The sequence below is a fragment of the Aureispira sp. CCB-QB1 genome (genome assembly GCF_000724545.1).
GTDB lineage: Bacteria > Bacteroidota > Bacteroidia > Chitinophagales > Saprospiraceae > Aureispira.
The window spans coordinates 1-20,502 of record NZ_JHBV01000032.1 but is presented as its reverse complement, the minus strand read 5'-3'; the positions used below and the strand labels follow the sequence as shown (position 1 = coordinate 20,502).

13 protein-coding genes and 1 riboswitch are annotated in these 20,502 nt (G+C 34.9%); of the genes, 5 read left to right on the top strand and 8 right to left on the bottom strand.

Annotated features, from left to right (window positions below; translation table 11 throughout):
* Positions 1–23: 23 nt before the first annotated feature.
* Positions 24–2,555 carry a T9SS type A sorting domain-containing protein gene (locus tag CG11_RS17155; RefSeq protein WP_052598038.1) on the bottom strand — a complete coding sequence of 844 codons (2,532 nt, stop codon included), beginning with the start codon at positions 2,553–2,555 and terminating at the stop codon, positions 24–26.
* A gap of 458 nt (positions 2,556–3,013) precedes the next feature.
* Here CG11_RS17155 and CG11_RS17150 point away from each other — a divergent pair, with 458 nt between their 5' ends.
* From CG11_RS17150 to CG11_RS17140, 3 genes are all read left to right on the top strand, one after another.
* On the top strand, positions 3,014–3,973 hold the full coding sequence (locus CG11_RS17150; RefSeq protein ID WP_052598037.1) for a hypothetical protein: 960 nt from the start codon (positions 3,014–3,016) through the stop codon (positions 3,971–3,973).
* Entirely contained in the window at positions 3,966–4,667 is a 702-nt protein-coding gene (locus CG11_RS17145) for an ATP-binding cassette domain-containing protein (RefSeq protein WP_052598036.1), read from the top strand. Before CG11_RS17150 ends, CG11_RS17145 begins: the two co-directional genes overlap by 8 nt.
* A gap of 176 nt (positions 4,668–4,843) precedes the next feature.
* Positions 4,844–4,956, top strand: a riboswitch (SAM riboswitch).
* 170 nt (positions 4,957–5,126) lie between these two features.
* The gene (locus CG11_RS17140; RefSeq protein WP_052598035.1) at positions 5,127–6,371 is read left to right on the top strand and encodes a homoserine dehydrogenase; all 1,245 of its coding nucleotides are present in this window, start codon (positions 5,127–5,129) and stop codon (positions 6,369–6,371) included.
* Positions 6,372–6,573: 202 nt separating this feature from the next.
* Here CG11_RS17140 and CG11_RS17135 read toward each other — a convergent pair whose 3' ends face one another.
* Together CG11_RS17135 and CG11_RS17130 are read right to left on the bottom strand one after the other, a co-directional pair.
* Positions 6,574–7,086, bottom strand: a complete 513-nt coding sequence (locus tag CG11_RS17135; protein ID WP_156039809.1) for a hypothetical protein — start codon at positions 7,084–7,086, stop codon at positions 6,574–6,576.
* Between the two features lie 150 nt (positions 7,087–7,236).
* Positions 7,237–10,335 (bottom strand): M1 family metallopeptidase, encoded by a 3,099-nt coding sequence (locus CG11_RS17130; protein WP_052598033.1) that lies wholly within the window; start codon positions 10,333–10,335, stop codon positions 7,237–7,239.
* Between the two features lie 329 nt (positions 10,336–10,664).
* On the opposite strand from CG11_RS17130, the gene CG11_RS17125 reads away from it, so the two are divergent.
* Entirely contained in the window at positions 10,665–12,080 is a 1,416-nt protein-coding gene (locus tag CG11_RS17125; RefSeq protein ID WP_052598032.1) for a tetratricopeptide repeat protein, read from the top strand.
* A 201-nt stretch (positions 12,081–12,281) separates the two neighbouring features.
* On the opposite strand, the gene CG11_RS17120 is transcribed toward CG11_RS17125, so the two are convergent.
* The 5 genes from CG11_RS17120 to CG11_RS17100 form a co-directional block, all read right to left on the bottom strand.
* Entirely contained in the window at positions 12,282–13,088 is an 807-nt protein-coding gene (locus tag CG11_RS17120; protein ID WP_052598031.1) for a M48 family metalloprotease, read from the bottom strand.
* 327 nt (positions 13,089–13,415) lie between these two features.
* Positions 13,416–14,534, bottom strand: a complete 1,119-nt coding sequence (locus tag CG11_RS17115; RefSeq protein WP_052598030.1) for a serine hydrolase — start codon at positions 14,532–14,534, stop codon at positions 13,416–13,418.
* A gap of 186 nt (positions 14,535–14,720) precedes the next feature.
* Positions 14,721–15,686, bottom strand: a complete 966-nt coding sequence (locus tag CG11_RS17110) for a transketolase family protein (RefSeq protein ID WP_052598029.1) — start codon at positions 15,684–15,686, stop codon at positions 14,721–14,723.
* Between the two features lie 50 nt (positions 15,687–15,736).
* Positions 15,737–16,585, bottom strand: a complete 849-nt coding sequence (locus CG11_RS17105) for a transketolase (RefSeq protein ID WP_052598028.1) — start codon at positions 16,583–16,585, stop codon at positions 15,737–15,739.
* A 490-nt stretch (positions 16,586–17,075) separates the two neighbouring features.
* Positions 17,076–17,744 carry an SOS response-associated peptidase gene (locus CG11_RS17100; RefSeq protein ID WP_052598027.1) on the bottom strand — a complete coding sequence of 223 codons (669 nt, stop codon included), beginning with the start codon at positions 17,742–17,744 and terminating at the stop codon, positions 17,076–17,078.
* Between the two features lie 1,300 nt (positions 17,745–19,044).
* Here CG11_RS17100 and CG11_RS17090 point away from each other — a divergent pair.
* A complete protein-coding gene (locus tag CG11_RS17090; RefSeq protein ID WP_052598025.1) occupies positions 19,045–20,214 on the top strand; it encodes a COX15/CtaA family protein in 1,170 nt (389 codons plus the stop codon).
* Positions 20,215–20,502: the final 288 nt, after the last annotated feature.

Below are 20,502 nucleotides of genomic sequence, written 5' to 3'. Positions count from 1 at the left end.
TTGACTACTTGTTTTGCAATGTCTTACCTTACAAGAGAAACTTTTTGGGTTTGTATTGCCTCTTTTGTTCCCAATGTTAGCATATAAACACCACTGCTATACGAACTTAAATCTATGCTATATTTTCCTGACTTCAAATCAGATCGATGATAGACAACACCTCCTATTAGGTTATAAATTGTAAGTTGATAGCTCTTTTCTCTATCTTGACTATTAAGATTTAATTGCACAATTCCATGAGTTGGGTTTGGGCTAACCTGCCAATCAAAAGTATTAGCATTTGTTGAAGCAGTAGAAGAAGCAACTGAATTCAAATCACTTTCCCAAACTCCTCGACCAAAGGTAGCTGCTCTAAGTTTACCCGTACTGTAAGTAATTTCTAAATCATTGACAATAACATTAGGTAAACCTGTATTATATGATTGCCAGTTTGATAATGTATTGTTCTTGTGAAAAACGCCCAAGTCTGTACCTATATAAATATCTTCACTAATAGAACCAGATTGAGCAATAATGCAAGTGACAGGTATATTGGGTAATGTTCCCGTTATATTTGTCCAAGTTTGTCCTCCATTTGACGAAACAAAGACTTTATCTGTAGCTGCGTAGCCAGCATACGTAATCCATATTTTTTGTGGATTTGTTGGAGCAATTGCTATTCCTGATATCTGCCCTGTCATAATAGGAGAAGTAATTGGCGACCACGTCGTTCCTCCATTTGTCGTCCCTATTAAACTATTCGCATCATATACGGCATAAATAACACTTGGATTGGATGGAGCAAGAGAGAAGTCAACATATAGCCCACCACTAGAGATTCCGTTTGTAATAGACGTCCATGTATCCCCCTTATCTATTGATTTGTAAATTTCATCACACCCCGCATAAATAGTTGTAGAGTTAATAGGATCTAGTTGCATAGGCCATACAAACCCACAATCTGATGCTGGAATACTCAAAACAGAATCTGTCGCCCAACCATCATCCGTTCTAAGTAACCCTCCTGCCTGAGTAGAAGCATATTGAACCATTGTTGGGTTCGTTGGATCTATCAAACCTTCTATTCCATCAGAAGGACCAGCTCTATTAAACCATGTTGTTCCATCAAATTGTCCAGCATCATTATCTTGGGCTCCCGCTAAAATTACATCATTATTGATGGGGTCGGCACCTAAACCATAATATTGTGTAATTGCTAATCCCGAAGACAAATCAACCCAAGGAGTAGAAAGTGCTGCGTCTCCTCTGTGCAATCCACCATCATTACCTGTTAGCATTATAGTAGAATTAGGCAAAAATTTGAAAATATGGTGATCAGAATGGACGTAAAAATAAGGCTCTCCACTTGACCAGTAGCCATCTAAGTACTTTTCCCAAGTAGCCCCTCCATCGGTACTTCTCCATCCATTTACACCTCCTGCCATAATCAAACTTTGATTAATAGGAGCAATTGCTAGCGATAGATTATAACCACCTTGTGAAGTAAAACCATTCGCTGAAAAAGTATTCATAAGACTCCAAGTAGCACCTGCATTATTACTTGCCATCAATGTACCTTCATCATCCAATGCTAAAATATAATTACTATTGGCTTGAGTCAAGGCCAACTCTATTTTTACACCAACAATCATACTAGGACTAATATCCAACCAATTATCACCTCCATCAATAGACTTTAAGATCACTCCTAATCCCGATGCATACAGAACCATTGGGTTGTTGGGATCATATTCTATATCTCTAGCGGGTTGATTACTTACTGTAAGCCAATTATCACCTCCATCTATTGTTTTATAAATTCCATCGGTAGCAGTGACCAACAATGTATTAGCATCAATAGGATGTTGAACCATACGGGCAGTTTGGGCAATAACAGGCTTTTGAAACACTAGCCCTGTTTGGTTCCAACTATTTCCACCATCTACCGATTTCAAAACTCCAACAGAAGCGTTTTGTTGACCATCAGCATCTCCTGTTGCTAAATAGATTACATTGGCATTAGCATGACTAACAACTACATCACTGACTCCTAAAGTAATTTGGTTATCTGTTAATGGAATCCAAGAAACGCCGCCATTAATGGACTTCCACAACCCTCCACTAGGTGAACCGACATATAAATGATTCGTATTCCCTACCTCCCATGCAACGCAATTAATGCGTCCCATTCCACCATAAGCATCTATAGAAGACGTTGGCACCGTGATTGGACCAACAATAGACCAATTGGAAGTAGTAGACCTTAATGTTGGCTTTTGTTTTAATTTATTTGCTTCTTCCAAGGTTCTCTGTGCAGATACAAAGTTACCTTTTTCATCTATTCTACTTTGCCAATAATATTCCCAACGCTTATATTGCTTGTATGATTGACTATAATTAACAGCCTGCTTTTTGCTAGATTTTCCTTCATACTTTGTCTCCATCTGTTGTTGGATGGTATAAAAATTTTCACCTTGATTTTGAAGATGTCGCCATTCGTGTAAATCAGAATTTTGAGCGCTAAGATTGAATATAATACAACTCAATGCAATCGCGAATAATTGTTTTTTTTTCATATTGGAACGTTTATAAAAAGGAAGTATAGGTATCTCCCATCAATTAAGATATTAATGCTGTGGAGTTGTGTGGTGGATAAATAGTTAACAACACTTGTATTCTTTGACCATCAAAAAGTACCTTAACGACAAAGTATTATAACTAAAGTATGAATACCTTTAAACATCTTTCCACAAAAAAAACAACAATTATTTACTTTTAAACAAGCAACAAAAACACACAAACAAATAAATACCAACAAATTATCATCAATATTAATTTCAACTTAAAATACATTTTAAGCATACACCTACTATCATTATTTTCTTGTCCATAAAGTCTGATTTTTAGTCCATTCGTCGATGAACTCGATTCGTTTAACTAAAAATATAGTTAAGCTATGTTAAAATTATTCTGCTCTAAAAAAGTCTTCTTTAATTCGTAACTACAAACCAATAACACTGAACGCCTTTTGTATATGTTACTAATTATTCATCAATACCTTAACTTTCGAGTTAAGCAAATATTTAGAATCCTCAAAGACATTGGCATTGGACACCTAATCCTCCTTGCCCCCATCTTATTTGTTGCTATTTTGGGAGTCTTACAATTAGTTTTAACCAGTCAAAACGGAGGAATTGCACTTGTTCTTCTTTTCTCTTGGGCAGGAACACATTGGAATCGCAAAGACCGTTTTTTCTTAGAGCAATTGACCATTCCTATTGCTATTTTTTTCAGTTTAGACTATTTTATCACAAATAGCTTTTTCATTTTTACCTTTATTCTCTGGGGGAAATGGCAAAACTTGATTATTCTATCATTTGGTCTTCTTATTTTATCCTTTATAAAACCACCTTATCACAAAGGAATCAACAAAAAAGGGCTTCCTGTTTTTTCGTTTGAATGGATACCTATTGAGTTGTTTGAATGGCGTACTGGATTGCGTAAAAGTGCCTTTACATTTATTCTGATATACATGCTGGGGTTAGGATTTAGTTTTTATCCTATCACCACTCCTATTTTTGTGTTATTAATGGCATTAGGAACAACAACTTTTTTCCAATTTTTTGAACACAAAGATTTATTATTAGCCGTCAATTATGACAAAAAATTATTAGAAAAAAAGACGATAGGCAGTTTAGTAATTTTCAACTTTTTGATGCTTCCTCATTACCTACTCTTTGCTCTATTCAATCCTTATCCCAAGCACTTAATTGCGTTGTTGATTGTTGCTATTATTGCTCAATTAATCATCACTTTTTCTATTGTCATGAAATACAAAAGTTATAGCTTTCACCAATACAAGTTACACAATAGCCTTCCTTTGGCTATTTTTGTAGGCTGCTGGACCATTCCCTTTTTGTGGCCAATTCCTGTTCTTATGATTATTCGCTTTTGGAAAAAAGCCAAAGAAAATTTAATTTATCACTATGCTTAATATAAAAAATTTAACCGTTTCTTACCAAAAAGATTGCATTCTAAATGCTTTAAACATTCAGTTTCATTCTGGAGAAATTCATGGCATATTAGGCATGAACGGAGCAGGTAAAAGCACTTTTTTTAATAGTATTTATGGAATAAAATCCATTGATAGTGGCGAGTGCCTGTACCAAGAAGAATGGGTCAACAGCAGCCAAGTTGCCTTTATGCAAACCCATACTTATTTTTATCCTTACATGAAAGGAATAGAGTACCTTGAACTAATGAGAAAACAAAATCCTGCTTTCGATCCTTTCCATTGGAATCAAATCTTTGAGTTACCCCTTCACCAATTGATAGAAAACTATTCTACAGGCATGAAAAAGAAATTGGTTTTTATGGGAGTTTTGGCGCAAGATAAGCCCATCCTAATTTTGGATGAACCTTTTAATGGAGTGGATATCGAAAGCAATGAAAAAATCATTCAGATACTAGAGCATTTACGCCAAAAAGGGCGTTTGATTTTACTTTCATCTCATATTATTCATTCTTTGACAGATTGTTGTGATAAAGTAAGTTATTTAAAAAATGGCCAATTTGCTCGAACCTATTTGAAAGAGGATTTTAGCGAATTACAGTTTCTAGTTAAAGAATTAGTGCAACAAGACGTAGCCAATGTTCTAAATTCCTTGGACAAAAACAAACAAAACTAAACAACTCTTAATCAACAACTTAATACTTCAAATTTCATATCAAAACAAACTCAAAAATGTTAACAAAACGTTAATAAAAAAAGTTTTACTTGGATTTATAGTTTATTTTGCTCTATCTTTGTGTCAACAAAAACAGAAAGTTCAATTCAAAATATAAAGAATAACATCTTTATACATTCTTATCAAGAAAGGTGGAGGGAATAGGCCCTGCGAAACCTTGGCAACCTACCCATTTTGGGAAAGGTGCCACATCCTTCTCTATAATTTTATTATAAGAGATAGATAAGTTGCAATTTAGAGCATCATATAAATTTTATAAAACGCTCTTCTAGCACTTGTCTAGGAGAGCGTTTTTTTTTGATGGTGCGCACATCTAAAATAATGATCTTCTTGACATTTTCTCGGTAAGTAATGAATATGAATTTTAATTTAATAACAAACTGAGAAAAGAAAAACGACATGAGTAATACGATATTAAAATTAGGCATTTTTGGATTCGGTTGTGTTGGTCAGGGCTTACACAATGTCCTTTCCCAAACAAAAGGAATCAATGCAACGATTGAAAAAATTTGTATCAAACATCCCAATAAGAAACGTTCTTTAGATGCTTCCTTTTTCACCACCAATCCTTCAGACATACTAGACAACCCCAATATTGATGTGGTTGTTGAACTAATTGATGATTCTGATGCGGCATATCATATTGTCAAAGAAGCTTTAATTAAAGGCAAAGCTGTCGTTAGTGCCAATAAAAAGCTAATTGCTGAACACTTAGAAGAACTTCTATTTTTGCAAAGCAAACACGAAACACCTCTCCTTTACGAAGGTTCTGTCTGTGGAAGTATACCTATTATTCGCAATTTAGAGGAGTATTATGATAATGATTTATTAAGTTCTGTTTCGGGTATTTTTAATGGTTCTACTAATTATATCTTATCCAAAATGCGCCATGATGGGCTTGATTTTGAGGTTGCATTAAAAGAAGCTCAAGACAAAGGTTTTGCAGAGTCAGACCCAAGTTTGGATGTTGGAGGCTTTGATGCTAAGTATAAACTCTGTATTACTCTATTACATGCTTTTGGTTTGCTTGTTCGCCCTGAAAATATTTTGAACATTGGCATCCAAAATTTGAGTGATCAAGATGTAAATTATGCCTCTCAAAACAATCAAAATATTAAACTAGTTGTGCATGGACAAAAACAAGGACAACACATATCTGCCTTTGTAATACCGACTTTTGTATCGGCAGATAATCCTCTTACCAATGTGCATAATGAATTCAACGGAATCGTCCTAGAATCTGCCTTTGCCAATCAACAGTTTTTTGGAGGAAAAGGAGCAGGAAGCGATCCTACGGGCTCTGCTGTTTTATCCGATATTAGTGCGTTGACCTATGGGTACAAATATGAGTATAAAAAACTACATCAAAATACCGTCGTCACTTATTCTACCAAACAACTCTTAGAAGTTTATGTCCGCTATCAAGATAAAAATGCTGTTCAGTGGGCTGATTTTGAATCCATTAATCAACGATTTGAATCAAAATCGTACAACTATGTCATTGGTACTGTTTATTTAGAGCAGTTGTTACAGGAAGAATGGGCGTTAAATCCTACTATTTCTATTGTGCTCAAATCTATTGTAGGAGAAGCAATACATGACGTTGCGGAACAAAATAAGGATGCGGTTTTAGAATCCGCTTAAAATAAAAAGAGCAAGGTTGAAGTTTCGGTTAAAGTTCTTCAAACATGCTCATGGGAATGGATTAGAAATCCATCGATTCGTTCTCTTTGGATGTCAATTCATTCCTTTTAAAAAATACGTATTTGCCAAATTAGTTAGTTAGTTAGTTAGTATACAGAACCCATCTTCAGCTGTGGTAACTGAAGATGGTTCTGTATTTTTTTTATTGGCGAGTTGTTATTTTTAAGGTATATGCACCAGTACTATTCTCATCCAATCCCGTTACAGCCACAATAACATGCGTTTTTACAGAACCTGCCTTCATCATGATACGATCCAACTCTCCTGATGGTTTTGCACTTGACTGACATCCTGACTTAGATACATTTTCTAAATACGGAGGCACATCAAAACGTTGGGCATCAATCATGTACCCATACAAACTCATATCGTTGTTGGTACTTACTTCTACTAGAACTTTTGTATTGGCTGGCACTTCAAACGCATACAAACGATGATGCCCGCTAAAGTATCGTTTTTGAGCTTCTGTAAAACAACTTACAGAACCACGCATACCAAAACGCAAATCAATAAAACGACCTTCTGACAAATCTCCTTTAACAGTTTTTGTTTTATTTAATTCTACGTCCAAAACCTTGACATAATCTGGAAATTGAGCATTGGCGGTCACAATCATAGCTGCCATTAATAGAAGTGTAGCGATAAATGATTTCATTTTTTAAGCTTATTTTAATGATTAAATATAATGGTGGGGTACATTTTGATCGTATTACTAATAGACTAAGGTACAACAATTTTATTAAAAAATTAACCACCCCATTCAGCAGCTATTTTATAAAAATACTGTATTGCGCCACTTTTTTTTCTAAAAGTCAAATTCCTCTACCACTCTACTAGGCTTTAGTCTACTTAAATTGAAACTGAATGTAATACGACGATAAAATTCATTTCCTGTAAATGATTTAATTTTATTTTCAATAGAATCAGTCCCAAATAATGGCAAGTAAATCCCCGCAGCACCATCCCAAATATCCAACATCAATCCACCACTTATCATCAAACCATCCATCAAACTAGGATTCGGTATAGAGCCGTCAGAAATATGATGGTATCCTATATCCAAAAAAGGTTTTAATCGGATAAACCTAGTTCTGAATGGTAATTTGATTGGAATGTCTGATTTCAAATTCATAGAGAAAATAAAGGTATTACTTGCCCCTGCCCCTATAATCGGCTCAATTGCTGTTTTAAAACCTCCTTCTCTAAGAGAAATTTGTTGTGCCAAAACATTTTCTGTTTCTTGGCGCCCCATAATATGATCATCGTAATGATAGTCCGTACGATTTCCTGCTATTAGCAACAACGGGAATTTACCAAAACGGCGATCAGTATGCATCAAAAAACCACCTGTAAATATCCTTAGATCAACTCCCCACAAACGACTATACATAAATTTAAAATTAGCTTCCAAACTTAATTTTAAATAATGCTGCCTCCCATCTATAACATCATCATAGTTCGCATATTCTAAGGTTGTTAATAAACTTAATGGTGCTTGAGCTTGTTTGTTGGTATAATAATGACTTAGACGATGTGTACTTCTCCACGTTGCTACTTTTCCTAAAAACTCATAGGTAAAACTATTGGTTAACGTATCTCGAATGCTATTAATTTGACCACTCTCTTCTACAATAAAAGCGTGTTCAAAACGGAACCGATGTCGTTCTTTGCTAATATCTGAGCTTTTTCCTAACTCAAACTCTAGATAAGGGGCAATTTTATAAAATCGTTCTTTATAAGCATAAGGACGTTCATCGGTATAGCGTTTCAAGCGTTTGTGAAATGTTTTAAACGTTAGCCCATGCGAAAAGCGATGTGTTTTGATATAGCTATTGTGTTTCAACTCTCCCATACCTGTTGCTGATAAGGTAAATGTTGAAAAGAACGGCACAACACTATATTCCCATTCTGGTTTGGGTATGGGTAAATTGTATACCGCTCCTCCTATCATTACGCCATCGTATAAGTTAAACCCTAGCAAAGGCAACCAGTTGATTCTTGGTTTATTCGGATCTTTGAAATCAGCCAAAAACTGTATACGAACAGGTTCTCCCTTTCGGAACAAACCATAGTTTCTAATTTCATTATTATTGCGATTAATTTCTGGCATTGCCTCCTCGGCATCAATCTTATAAGCAACAGCATTTTTTGATACCAACTCTACAGTTGTATCTGCTCCCATAGCCAATGGCTCTATCCATATTTTTTCCAATATATTGTCTTCCTCATCAAGGGCGGATACAGAAACTGGAGCTGCAATTTGTCCTTTATTTTTAATTGTTACAGAAGCCTTATCATGTTTACTACAGCAACGATGTCCCGTAGAAGCGTAATCAATATGGCGAGTGGTATTGATGACATTATCAAAAAACCAATCTAACTTTTTGGTACTCTCTGCCTCAAATACAGCTCTCAAATCACTAGGACTAGGATGTTTAAATTTCCATGTTTCAAAATACTTTTTAAGTATTCTATCCAATTCTTCCGTTCCTAGATACTCTTGTAAGTAACGAAAAGACAACGTAGGTTTGGCATATCCACAGATATAATAATTGATAAAAGATAAATCTTGTGAACGACTCTCTATGGGCTGGTCCTCGTGTTTTTTAGCCTCATGCAAATAAGCCAAGTACTCTATCTTAGTGGTATAATAATCGTAATGCGCAGACATATATCTAGAGTCCATATACGAATTCCAACCTTCGTCCATCCACGGATGGTCTCGTTCATTGCTACCCAATATCCCATAAAACCAATTGTGCCCTACTTCGTGTGTAATCACATTATCTAAACCAGAAGGGAAGGAAGCCAAACCAATAACGGTTACCATTGGATATTCCATATCTCTCCCCTCATAATCCCCCTGAACAACCGTCACAGAATTATAAGGATACTCTCCTACGATATCAGAATAAAACTTCACAGCTCTATTGGTATATTCCAATGCTTTTTTGTCCCAAAGATCAGATTCTTGGTCTGTAAACATGGTATAAGTCTGCACTACACGCCCAGATGACAGTTGCACGCTATCTTGTTGTACGTGATACCGTTTGTCTGCAAACCAAGCAAAATCATGCACATTATCAACAGTATAACGAATCGTTTTTTTCTTATCACTAGATGGAGGGAAAGGAATATTGCCATAAATATTGCCATAAAATATACTTTGATAATCTTCTTTTTTTGATGCCGCTACTTGTTCGGCTAAAAATTCTTTTTCTGATGCTGTTTGTAAATCTCCTGTTGCACCGACAATATAATTTTCCGGAAGCGTAATAGAGACATCAAAAGAACCAAATTCTGAATAAAACTCTCCTTGACTCAAATAAGGCATAGGATGCCAGCCATCTTTGTCGTATACCGCTGGTTTGGGGTACCATTGACAAATCATATAAGCCTGACCAACATGCCCTAACCTAGAAAAATCGCTAGGAATAACAACTCTAAAAGGCGTTTTGATTATAATTGTTTCTTTGGGTTTTAATGTTTGGGGTAAATGAAGCTTTGTTATATCTGGATTTAAAAAATCTTCCTTCCAATCAATAGGTTCTCCATTGCATGAAAACTCAAGCTTGTCAATAAATCCCTTGTCCTCTTTTTTACTAAAATGAAAATCCAAACGACCACTATTTAATAACTGTTTGGCAAAAGCTGTTTGTTGATTTTTGTAAGCATTGGGCCATAAATGGAAATACAAGTAAGACAAACTGTCAGGTGAATTATTGGTATACTCTATTTCGATATTTCCAGTCAAAACATGATTGATATCGTCTAATTCCACCGCAATTTTGTAGTTGACTTCTTGCTGAAAATAATCAACATTTTGTGCCGATAAATCATTAAACATCAATACCATTAACAAAACTAAATTAAGGTAGGGTTTTACTTTTTTATTGTGATACATAGGAGCGATTGTTATAAAAATTATAAAATAATACCATAGGTAGATGCTACTAAAAGCTAAACTACAACTTTTAAATTTTTGTCAAAAGTGCTTTGGAGAGAACTAATGGTACAAGGTTTGAATTAATAATAAAGATACAGTTTATCTACAATTAACCTGACTTAAAAAGTATGGTGATTTTTGTAGAAATTCTATTAAAAAAGAAATAGGGATGGCACAAAATATAAACAATACGGTGACAAACAAGCCTTGACTATTGTCTTTTTTATTTGTATCTTTAAAGAAAGAGGTACTTATCTAAGTGCTATTTTGAACCCAAACAACTTTAGATGGAAGCACATGATTATGATGGAGAGCATCAACCAGATTTGAAATTGCTGGTTCAGCGATATGAAGGTATGCTAAAAGAAGGTGGTATCTCTTTTTTAGAGGTAGATAGTTTCTTGATGTTATCGGATTATTATGAGGAAGGAAATGACTTTAAGCGTGCTTTAGTAGCTCTAAATCACGCAATGAATCAACATCCCTACTCTGCGTCTTTATATGTCAGAAAAGCTCAAATTCTTTCAGAACAAGAGCGATATGACCAAGCTTTTGAAGCTTTAGAAGCTGCGGTTATTTATGAGCCTTCTGATTTGGACATTTACTTGACCCAAGCAGATATCTATATGCGTATGTTTGACCAAGATAACGCTATCAGAGTCATTCAAAAAGCTAAAGAATATGCTAGTAGGGAAGAATTGGGCGATCTTTATGTTTTAGAATCTACAATTTATGAAACAAAAAAAGATTATGATAATGCGCTTAAATATCTAAAATTAGCGCTTCGCAAAGATCCTAACAATGAAATTGCATTGAGTCGTATTTCGGGTATCTATGATCAAACCAAAGATTATGGCGATGCCATTACATTTCATCTGAATTTTATCAATCAGAACCCATATTCTTATTGGGCTTGGTATAATTTAGGGTTAGCTTACTTATATGTTGGTTTGATCGAAAAAGCCGCCGAGGCCTTTGATTATGCCATTGTTATCAATGAGCGCTTTGAACCTGCTTATCATTATTACATTGATTGTTTAATTGGATTAGAACAATTTGATGCAGCCATGCGCTACCTTTCCGAATACTTGGATTTGTTTGATGCAGATCCAGAAATTTGGTATCGTTTGGGACAGTGCTACGAACATCAAGGAAATTATGAAAAAGCAAGAAGTTACTATACACAAACCTTGCAATACAATAGTTTAAATGGACGTGTTTATCATAGCATTGGCAACTGTTATATAGAGGAAGATGAGTGGTATTTGGCAGAAAAAGCTTTCTTACAAGCCTATGCTGTAGATAAGTTTAATGAAGAATTTTGTCTTTCTCTAGCAGATACTTATGATGCTTTAGAAAATTCAGACAAAGCGCATGAGTTTTACCACAAGGCACTCGCCATTGAACCTAAAGAGGTTAGCATTTGGATTCATTACATAGAGTTCTTGATTGATGAAGAAAGCTATGCTGTTGCCATTGAAATGCTTGACGAAGCAAGACAGTATATCGAAGACATTTTGTTGGATTTTGCGTTAGCTGCTGTGCTTATTGAGTCTGGTCAACGTCAAGAAGGTTTTGTTGTTTTAGGGCAAGCACTTATGGAGGATTATAATATGCATACCTATATTTATCAAATTGCTCCCAGATTGGCAGATGACGCTAGTGTAACTTCGTTCATATTGCAGTATAAAAACGAGTCTTAGATTATAAATTTTAGATTGAAAGCCACTTTGCTCTACTCAAGTGGCTTTTTTTATGTTACAAGTCTAGCGTACTTGCTCTAATGACCAAAAAGAATAGAAGAAGTATTCAATAAATATCTGCATCCAAATAAAAAATCGTTCTACCATAGTCTTATAGTAGAACGATTTTTTAGGTATAAATGCCTAAGATCAGGTAGTTATCTATGGCAATGTTGCTAACATTGCTGCATAGGCACCTTGATCGCCATTATCATGATATAATGTAGTTGAACAACCTAGTTCTGTTGCACGTTCATTAATTTTAGTAACACGATTTCCTGGATCAGGGTGTGTACTCAAAAAAGCAGGTGTTCCAGAAGTTTGTCCTTGTGCTATTAGCTTAGCAAAGAATCCTGCCGCTCCATTACAAGCATACTTAGTGCTGTGTAAATAATCAACAGAATGTTCGTCAGCGTCTGTTTCATGAGCACGGCTAAAACCTAATTGTGCCAAACTTCCTGCTACTTGTCCCAATTGTGCTGCGGTTGCATTATTACTAGCAATTGCAATTAATGTTTCAAGTCCATACTGCTCTGTCATACTAGCCGTTGAGTGGCGTTGATCTGCATGTGCAATTTCATGTGCTAATACCCCTGCTAAATGATCTACTTTATCCAAATATTTCATCAATCCAGTATACACATAGATATATCCCCCAGGAGCACAGAAAGCATTCAAAACGCTATCATCATTAATGATCTTTAATTTCCATTCAAACTCATCTTTGAATTTTACTTCTGGCGATGCCAAAATTTCATCGCGCATTGCCAACAAATAAGTATAAGCTGTTGCATATTGCGTTTCATCCAATAAAGGGTACTCTGTAGGGTTAGAAGCTATCTCTTGTTCCAATTGTGCTCCTAATTGCTTGTCTTGACTTACCGTGAATACATTAATCGGGCGATCACAAGCCGTGTGGAACACAGCCACAAATAATAGCAGAGCAAATAAATTTCTTAATCTTGTCATTATATTTATGGATTTGTTTGTGTAAATATTGTTTACAAATAAGTTATTGTTAATGAATAGAGTGCTTCTAAAAACAACCTTAGAGCAAGATTTCACATTCTATTCTACCTCAAAATAATTGCTAATGTCTATTATTTTAACTTAAAAAAGGCGTCTATTGTTGCCAATTTAAACACTTATCTTGCCAAAAAGTATTATTGGTAATGGTTTAAGAGGCTTTAGTAGGTAAATAGAACCTCTCGTTTTTTTCATAAGGTAACATTTTTTTCCATAAAAAAACCATTCCAAAATGAGATTTTAAGCTCATAGTTCCTCTAGTTATATGCATTATAATGCTTTCATTAAAATAAATGCAATTGCCTCAGCTGAAATGTTCTGATTGACAGATACGGCACAAATTACTCCTGTATTAGTATCATAAGCCAAAACAGCTTTGTAGTTTTCTGTTCCTCCACTGTGTCCTATCCATTCTTGGCTACTTCCATTGATTTTATCAAAATCGTACAACATAATTCCATTGCCATAGTACATTCCATCATTAAACATAGGATACAAATTTGCCAACATTCCATGTACGGTCTCTATCGGCAGATACTTACCTACTAATAAGGCATAGAAAAATAAAACCATATCCTTTGAATTAGCAACTATATTTCCTGCCCCCAAAGGTACAGAATATTCTGTGGTAATTGTTGTGTTATTATAATGTGCCAAAGCTAAATTGTTAGGTAATTCTCCCAAGTTCAATACTCGTAAAGAAGATAATTGTTCTGGTCTTGCAATTCTATCTTTAACAATCTCCTGAAAGGATTTATTTTCGATTTGCTCTACAATCAATGCAAGTAATAAATACCCAGTATTGGTATATGCCCAGTATTCGCCAGGTTGAAATAATGATTCCTTGGACAATGCTATGTTCAACAACTCTGTTGGGCTATGAAGCTGCTGACTAAAGTGCAATGATGAATCACTATTAAAACTATAAATACCGTTGGTGTGATTTAATAAATGCTCAATGGTTATCTGATTCGAATTTTGAATATTCGGATACCAATTTTGAAGAGGTGTACTGAGTTTTAATTTCTGTTCTGCAACCAATTGGTAAACAACAGTACTTGTCACGAGTTTAGCGACACTTGCCCAATAAAAAACCGAAAGGTGATCAATCAAAACATTGTTAGGTTTAGAAATAAAACCTGTATCAATTTGCCAAATTCCTTGATTGGGAATAAACATAGCAGCCGAAAGCCCCGTTATCGCTTGCCTACCCATAATGTCTTTAGCTTCTCTATCTAAGGTTGTTTTCACAACAGATGAAACTTGCTGATGAAGTCTATAGTTGCTCGTATCGGGAAAAATATACTTGGAAGGTTGCGGATGTAGATCGCCCCCTTTATAACGAATGGGTTTTACAAGAGCATCTTTACACCCAACAAAAAACAACATACAATAGAAAAGCGTTATTCTCTTACAAAACATAGGTCCTTTATTAATAAAAAAATCCTTATTACCTTTATTATCACTATACTATAACAACTCCTCTCAAATAGTATAACGATGCTAAAAATAATAAGGATAGTCTATCACTCCTCTAATAAGAAGAAGACCGTTTTATTTTATAATAAATTGATACTACGCATTTTCAGCTTTTCTTTCTAGTACTTTTTTAACGGCTTTAACAACATCAACCGTATCCAATCCATACTTAGCAATCAAATCAGGTACCTTTCCACTTTCTCCAAAGGTGTCATTTACTGCGACAAACTCCATCAACGTTGGTTGTTTTTGCGCCAATACACGAGCAACACTTTCTCCTAATCCACCTATAATATTGTGTTCTTCAGCAACAACGACACATTTTGTTTTCGCTGCTGATTTTAGGACAGCATCTTGATCCAAAGGCTTGATCGTATGAATATTAATCAGTTCACAACTAATACCTTCTTCCTCTAGTTGTTTGGCAGCTTCCACAGCCTTCCACACCAAATGCCCTGTTGCAAAAATAGTAACGTCTGTCCCTTCATTTAATGTCAACGCCTTTCCTATTTCAAAAGGCATATTTTCTGTAAACATAGGCCAACTTGGGCGCCCAAAACGAAGATAAACAGGACCATGATGCTCAGCAATTGCTACGGTTGCTGCTTTGGTTTGGTGATAATCGCAAGGATTAATGACAGTCATACCAGGCAACATTTTCATCATTCCCACATCTTCCAAGGTCTGATGAGTAGCACCATCCTCTCCCAACGTTAGTCCAGCATGAGAAGCACAAATTTTTACATTTTTATCAGAATAAGCAATTGACTGGCGCACTTGGTCAAAAACACGAGCCGTTGAGAAATTGGCAAATGTACCTGTGTAAGGAATTTTTCCACCTGTTGCCAAACCAGCAGCAACGCCCATCATATTGGCTTCTGAAATCCCCATTTGGAAGAAACGCTCAGGGTTCTCATCAATAAATTTATTCATTTTGAGTGACCCTACTAAATCTGCACAAAGCGCCACTACATTAGGATTTTTTTGACCAGCTTCGTACAAACCATCACCAAAGCCATCTCTAGTTGCTTTCTTGCCTGTACTTATAATATCTTTAAGCATTGTTTTTAATTTTAAGTTTAGAAGTAATAACTAGTTAAAGCAATTGAAACTTACAGAGGATAATCTCCTAGAGTTTCTTCTAGTTGAGCTAACGCAATATCTTTTTGCTCATCGTTAGGTGCTTTACCATGCCACTTGTGAGTTCCTGACATAAAATCAACACCATGCCCCATGTCTGTTTTCATTAAAATAACAACAGGTTTCCCTTGACCAGTTTTTGCTTTTGCGGCATCAAAGCCTTTGACAACTTCTTCCATGTTGTTACCATCCATGTGCACCACTTCCCAACCAAATGATAACCATTTGGCTTCCAAGTCTCCTAAACTAAGTACATCATCATTCGCACCATCAATTTGCTGCCCATTCCAATCTACAGTAACAATGACATTGTCTATTTTTTGGTGCGTTGCAAACAACATTGCTTCCCAGATTTGTCCCTCTTGTAGTTCTCCATCTCCTGTCAACACATAAACTAACTTATTGTCACCATCTAGCTTTTTTGCCAAAGCAGTTCCTAAAGCAACTGATAATCCTTGTCCTAAAGAACCTGAGGCTACACGTATACCAGGAAGTCCTTCGTGTGTTGCGGGGTGACCTTGCAAACGAGAATCTAGATTTCGAAAGGTTGCTAGCTCCTCTACTGGAAAATATCCAGATCTAGCCAACACGCTATACCAAACAGGTGAAATGTGCCCATTAGATAAATAAAAGACATCTTCTCCTTTGCCTTCCATGTTAAAAGAGGGATTGTGATCCATTACTTCTTGATATAATGCTGTAAAAAAGTCAGCACATCCTAAAGACCCTCCAGGGTGACCACTTTGACAAGCATGTACCATACGAATAATATCGCGACGTACTTGTGTAGCCATACGTTCTAGTGATTGAATATCAGCCATGATTTGATTATAATTATTATAAAATTAGTAGTATAACGCTAAAAAGAGGTTTTCCTACCACCTTTTTCTCAACGGTTACTTATTGATTATTTAAACACTTCATTTTTGAATGAGCTATGCTGTCTACCATTATATTTATATTGAAGGCATTGCATTGGCAAAACAATAGCTTATTTCATTAAAACTGATTATCATCAGCCGCACAATTCTAAAACCACAAATCAAAATCTATGATAATCAATGCTGTAGAACTTTTTCTTTTACTTTATAAAGTAAATAAAACTTAAAATAAATCACGCTAGGCAATAAATTTGCTGCAAATATACATTTTTTATTTGTAGGGAGTTTAAGTTCACTCTAAGGAATTATATTTTAGTCTTATACCATTGCTAAGGGTATAAAACGAAAAGAGTTACTTGTTGTGAAACCGAATAGAAATTAGATTGCTAAGTCCAGTAGTAATACTTGGTAATTTATTTTTTGAACGTTACTAAGAGCTCAGTTCTATAGGCTTGTGAAGTTCTGGATAGTTATTATCCAAAGAATCAACTTCTTTAGCAATAGGATAAATATCCAAAGAAAGGTTTTCTAAAGGTTGAAGTATATTAAGTGCGTTAGGAAGCGAGTGTTCTCCCAACCATTTAGCACGATCAGTTCCTGTTGTTATCAACGCTGGCATTCTAGATATGCCCAGTTCTTTTAGTGAGTTATTGGCAGGTGTTGTTATAATAGAAAAAGTCTTGTGTAATTCTTGGTTACCATCTACCCATACATCCCAAACTCCTGCAAAAGTCATCAAATCTCCATTGCTTAATTGTACTCGATAGGGTTGAGTAGCTCTCCCCTCTTTTGTCCACTCATAATAACTATCAGCAAAAATTAGGCAGCGTCTCTGGCGAATTGGCAAACGAAAAGATAATTTACTGGCAATTCCCTCTACTTGTGCATTAATCAAATTTGTTCCCACACTTTTGTCTTTAGCCCAATGAGGAATCAACCCCCAACTAAATATCTGTAAATCTAGAGATTGATTGGTCAACAAGTAAGCATTTTGAGTTGCTCCAATATTAAAACTCTGTTGCAATTCTTTTTTTATATCTAAATTAAACTGACGCTTCATTTTTTCTTTTGAAGCAGAGAAGGAGAAACGAGTGGGCATAAGTATCAAGAATTTTGAAGCACATTGGTAAATAGGATACTACTATTATATAACTATAGTATCGTTTATGCTATTTAGGCTTGTTTTTTTATTAAAACAAATCTATGTGTGGGTATTATTTTTTGAAATAACCCGTAAAGCTAAGCTTATTAAATTGATTATCCACAATTTTTCCTATTAATTTTATACTTTTTTTTTGTTAGCCATTTTAGCTTATCCACAATTTATTTAGTTATGCACAAAAGTAACGTGGATAATTAACTCATTTTTTAAATTTCTCACTCTATGCTAACTTTTTTGATTACAAATCAACCTCAAAAACGCAAAAAAGGGTTAAAAAAAAGTAATTTTTTACTACCTAGGTAAGTTACGCACACATAATCCACAAGTTATCCACACCTTATTCACAGTGTGCATAAATCCATCCATAAAAGTATCAACACCTTTAAAAAGATATTCCTCTATCAAAAATAATAGTATTACTTCTACATTTTTTTGTGTTTTTACAGAAAAACAAATTGTTATTAGGCAGTTATCAACATTATTTATGTAAATATATATAAATAGCTAAAAAATAACGATTTAAAACCAAAGATATCCACAGTTTATTTGTCTATAACTGTGGATAAGTATAGGGTTTATCCACAGTTCATCCACAAGGCTTCCTCTATTGTCTATAAAAATCTATTTTTATCGTACATTTTGTGGATTAATGTACAATTATTCACATCAATATCCACAGTAATCAACAGCCAAATAAAAAAATCTATATTTTGAGTGTTTTATCCACAAAAATGTGGATATCTGTGCATAAAAAGATAAAATACTGACTAAAAGCATACTTATATGTGGATAACTATAGTGGATAACTTCTTTTTTATTGTTAATAGTCATTTAACAGCAAAAAAAATATTTTCTAAAACGACTTATCCACTTATCCACGCTCCTAATAATGATAGCTTTTTTAATTTTAAATTTTCTTTTTATTATAATTATATAGATGTGTTTAGATTTTTGATTGGAAAAAGGGAAACAAAAATTTGTTTGAATTCCGCTGCTGACGCAAAACCATTTTTGTTTAAATCTGGAGTAGTTTAGATTTTTTCTAAAAAAAAATAAGCTTTAAGCTTTTATAGTATGATATCGTTTATTGAATTGTAAATTTGTACAAAATTTTTAACCGTCTAATTGGACGTATATTTAATCATACTTGGCCTCTATGTTATTAAAATGCCTTATATGGCTGGTTATCAGTTGATTTAATTCAGAGGTGCTAATGGTATAAAAGAAAGTTATAAGAATGGCAAAAGAAACAAAAACGTTTTCGAACGCTGTAAAAATTTGGTTACTGATAGGAGTTGTAATGGTTTTTTGTCAAGTTGTTATTGGTGGAATAACTAGACTAACAGATTCTGGGCTATCGATTACAGAATGGGCCGTAATTCAAGGAACAATCCCACCTTTGAATGCCGAACAATGGGAAGTTGCTCGACAAGAGTATATGGAACACGCTATAGGGCAGGTGAAGATGAAATGGTCTGGAGCAATGTATCCTGATGGAATTCCTATGAATGATTTTAAGTTTATTTACTTTTGGGAATATTTCCATCGGTTGTGGGCTCGTACTATGGGATTTGTTTTTTTAATTCCGTTTTTGATTTTTTGGAGGCGAAAGATGTTATCCAAGCCTTTGATGGTAATGTTGGGAAAAGTTGTTGCGTTGACAATGTTAGTGGCCGTTTTTGGGTGGATTATGGTCAAATCAGGGCTTGATACGCCAGAGTTTGCTTGGGTAAATGGGTACAAATTGACAATTCATTTGAGTTTAGCAACGATTGTTTTTGGTTATTTGTGGTGGGTAGCATTGCATGTTGTGCAGCCTGTTGCTACAGATGAACACAACAAACGTTTAAGAACCTTTGCTTGGCGTATTACCATTATTATCTGTCTTCAAATTGTATTAGGAGGTTTGATGGCAGGTATCAAAGCGGGATTAGTTTTTAATCATTTTCCTCACATGGAGGTAAGTTCTACAGACGGTTCGTGGGTATGGATAGCCGATGTACTAAAGGATTATTCTAAATGGACTTGGGAAAATATGCGAGCTTATAACTCAAAAGAAGGGGCTGGTTTTGCTGCTGCGCTCATCCAATTGTTGCATCGAGGAACAGCTTATTTATTGTGTATTTTAATTCCTATTTTTTATTTGTATGTTCGTCGTATACACCAATCTCCTCAACTTGCTAGGGGCAGCCAATTACTCCTTTTTATTCTAATCGCACAGATTACTTTAGGAATTTTGACCTTATTGAATGGAATTGGACAAATTCCTCTATTATTAGGGGTATTGCATCAAGCTGGAGGATTATTATTGTTGGCAGCAATGCTGTATGTCAATTATCAATTTGGAAAGGGAGGAGAGCATATTTTGCGAACAACCGAAGTTAAAAAAGACCTTGTATTGGATTAGCTTTTGATTGTTTTTCCAGAGTCTTATTATAAGTTTAACAGGCTTATAACCAACCGTTATATAAGAAGCTATTAACAAGCTTTTAATACAAAATAAGGAGTAATACTTCTATTCTTGTCCTTGTCAACACCTTGTTGGCAAGGACATTTTTTTTTATAAAAAAACTTATAATTATGCTTACTCATCGTTGTTTACTCCTTGGTTTGGTTGTGTTGTTAAATGTATGATGGAAGTTCATTGAAATAAAAGACAAAAATTTTAAACAAATGCCATTGATACTTAAGTTTC

What these genes read in the sequence shown, in the direction of transcription:
- CG11_RS17155 (WP_052598038.1), bottom strand. Translation starts at nt 2,555, where the DNA reads ATGAAAAAAAAACAATTATTCGCGATTGCATTGAGTTGTATTATATTC.
- CG11_RS17150 (WP_052598037.1), top strand. Translation starts at nt 3,014, where the DNA reads ATGTTACTAATTATTCATCAATACCTTAACTTTCGAGTTAAGCAAATA.
- CG11_RS17145 (WP_052598036.1), top strand. Translation starts at nt 3,966, where the DNA reads ATGCTTAATATAAAAAATTTAACCGTTTCTTACCAAAAAGATTGCATT.
- CG11_RS17140 (WP_052598035.1), top strand. Translation starts at nt 5,127, where the DNA reads ATGAGTAATACGATATTAAAATTAGGCATTTTTGGATTCGGTTGTGTT.
- CG11_RS17135 (WP_156039809.1), bottom strand. Translation starts at nt 7,086, where the DNA reads ATGAAATCATTTATCGCTACACTTCTATTAATGGCAGCTATGATTGTG.
- CG11_RS17130 (WP_052598033.1), bottom strand. Translation starts at nt 10,335, where the DNA reads ATGTATCACAATAAAAAAGTAAAACCCTACCTTAATTTAGTTTTGTTA.
- CG11_RS17125 (WP_052598032.1), top strand. Translation starts at nt 10,665, where the DNA reads ATGGAAGCACATGATTATGATGGAGAGCATCAACCAGATTTGAAATTG.
- CG11_RS17120 (WP_052598031.1), bottom strand. Translation starts at nt 13,088, where the DNA reads ATGACAAGATTAAGAAATTTATTTGCTCTGCTATTATTTGTGGCTGTG.
- CG11_RS17115 (WP_052598030.1), bottom strand. Translation starts at nt 14,534, where the DNA reads ATGTTGTTTTTTGTTGGGTGTAAAGATGCTCTTGTAAAACCCATTCGT.
- CG11_RS17110 (WP_052598029.1), bottom strand. Translation starts at nt 15,686, where the DNA reads ATGCTTAAAGATATTATAAGTACAGGCAAGAAAGCAACTAGAGATGGC.
- CG11_RS17105 (WP_052598028.1), bottom strand. Translation starts at nt 16,585, where the DNA reads ATGGCTGATATTCAATCACTAGAACGTATGGCTACACAAGTACGTCGC.
- CG11_RS17100 (WP_052598027.1), bottom strand. Translation starts at nt 17,744, where the DNA reads ATGCCCACTCGTTTCTCCTTCTCTGCTTCAAAAGAAAAAATGAAGCGT.
- CG11_RS17090 (WP_052598025.1), top strand. Translation starts at nt 19,045, where the DNA reads ATGGCAAAAGAAACAAAAACGTTTTCGAACGCTGTAAAAATTTGGTTA.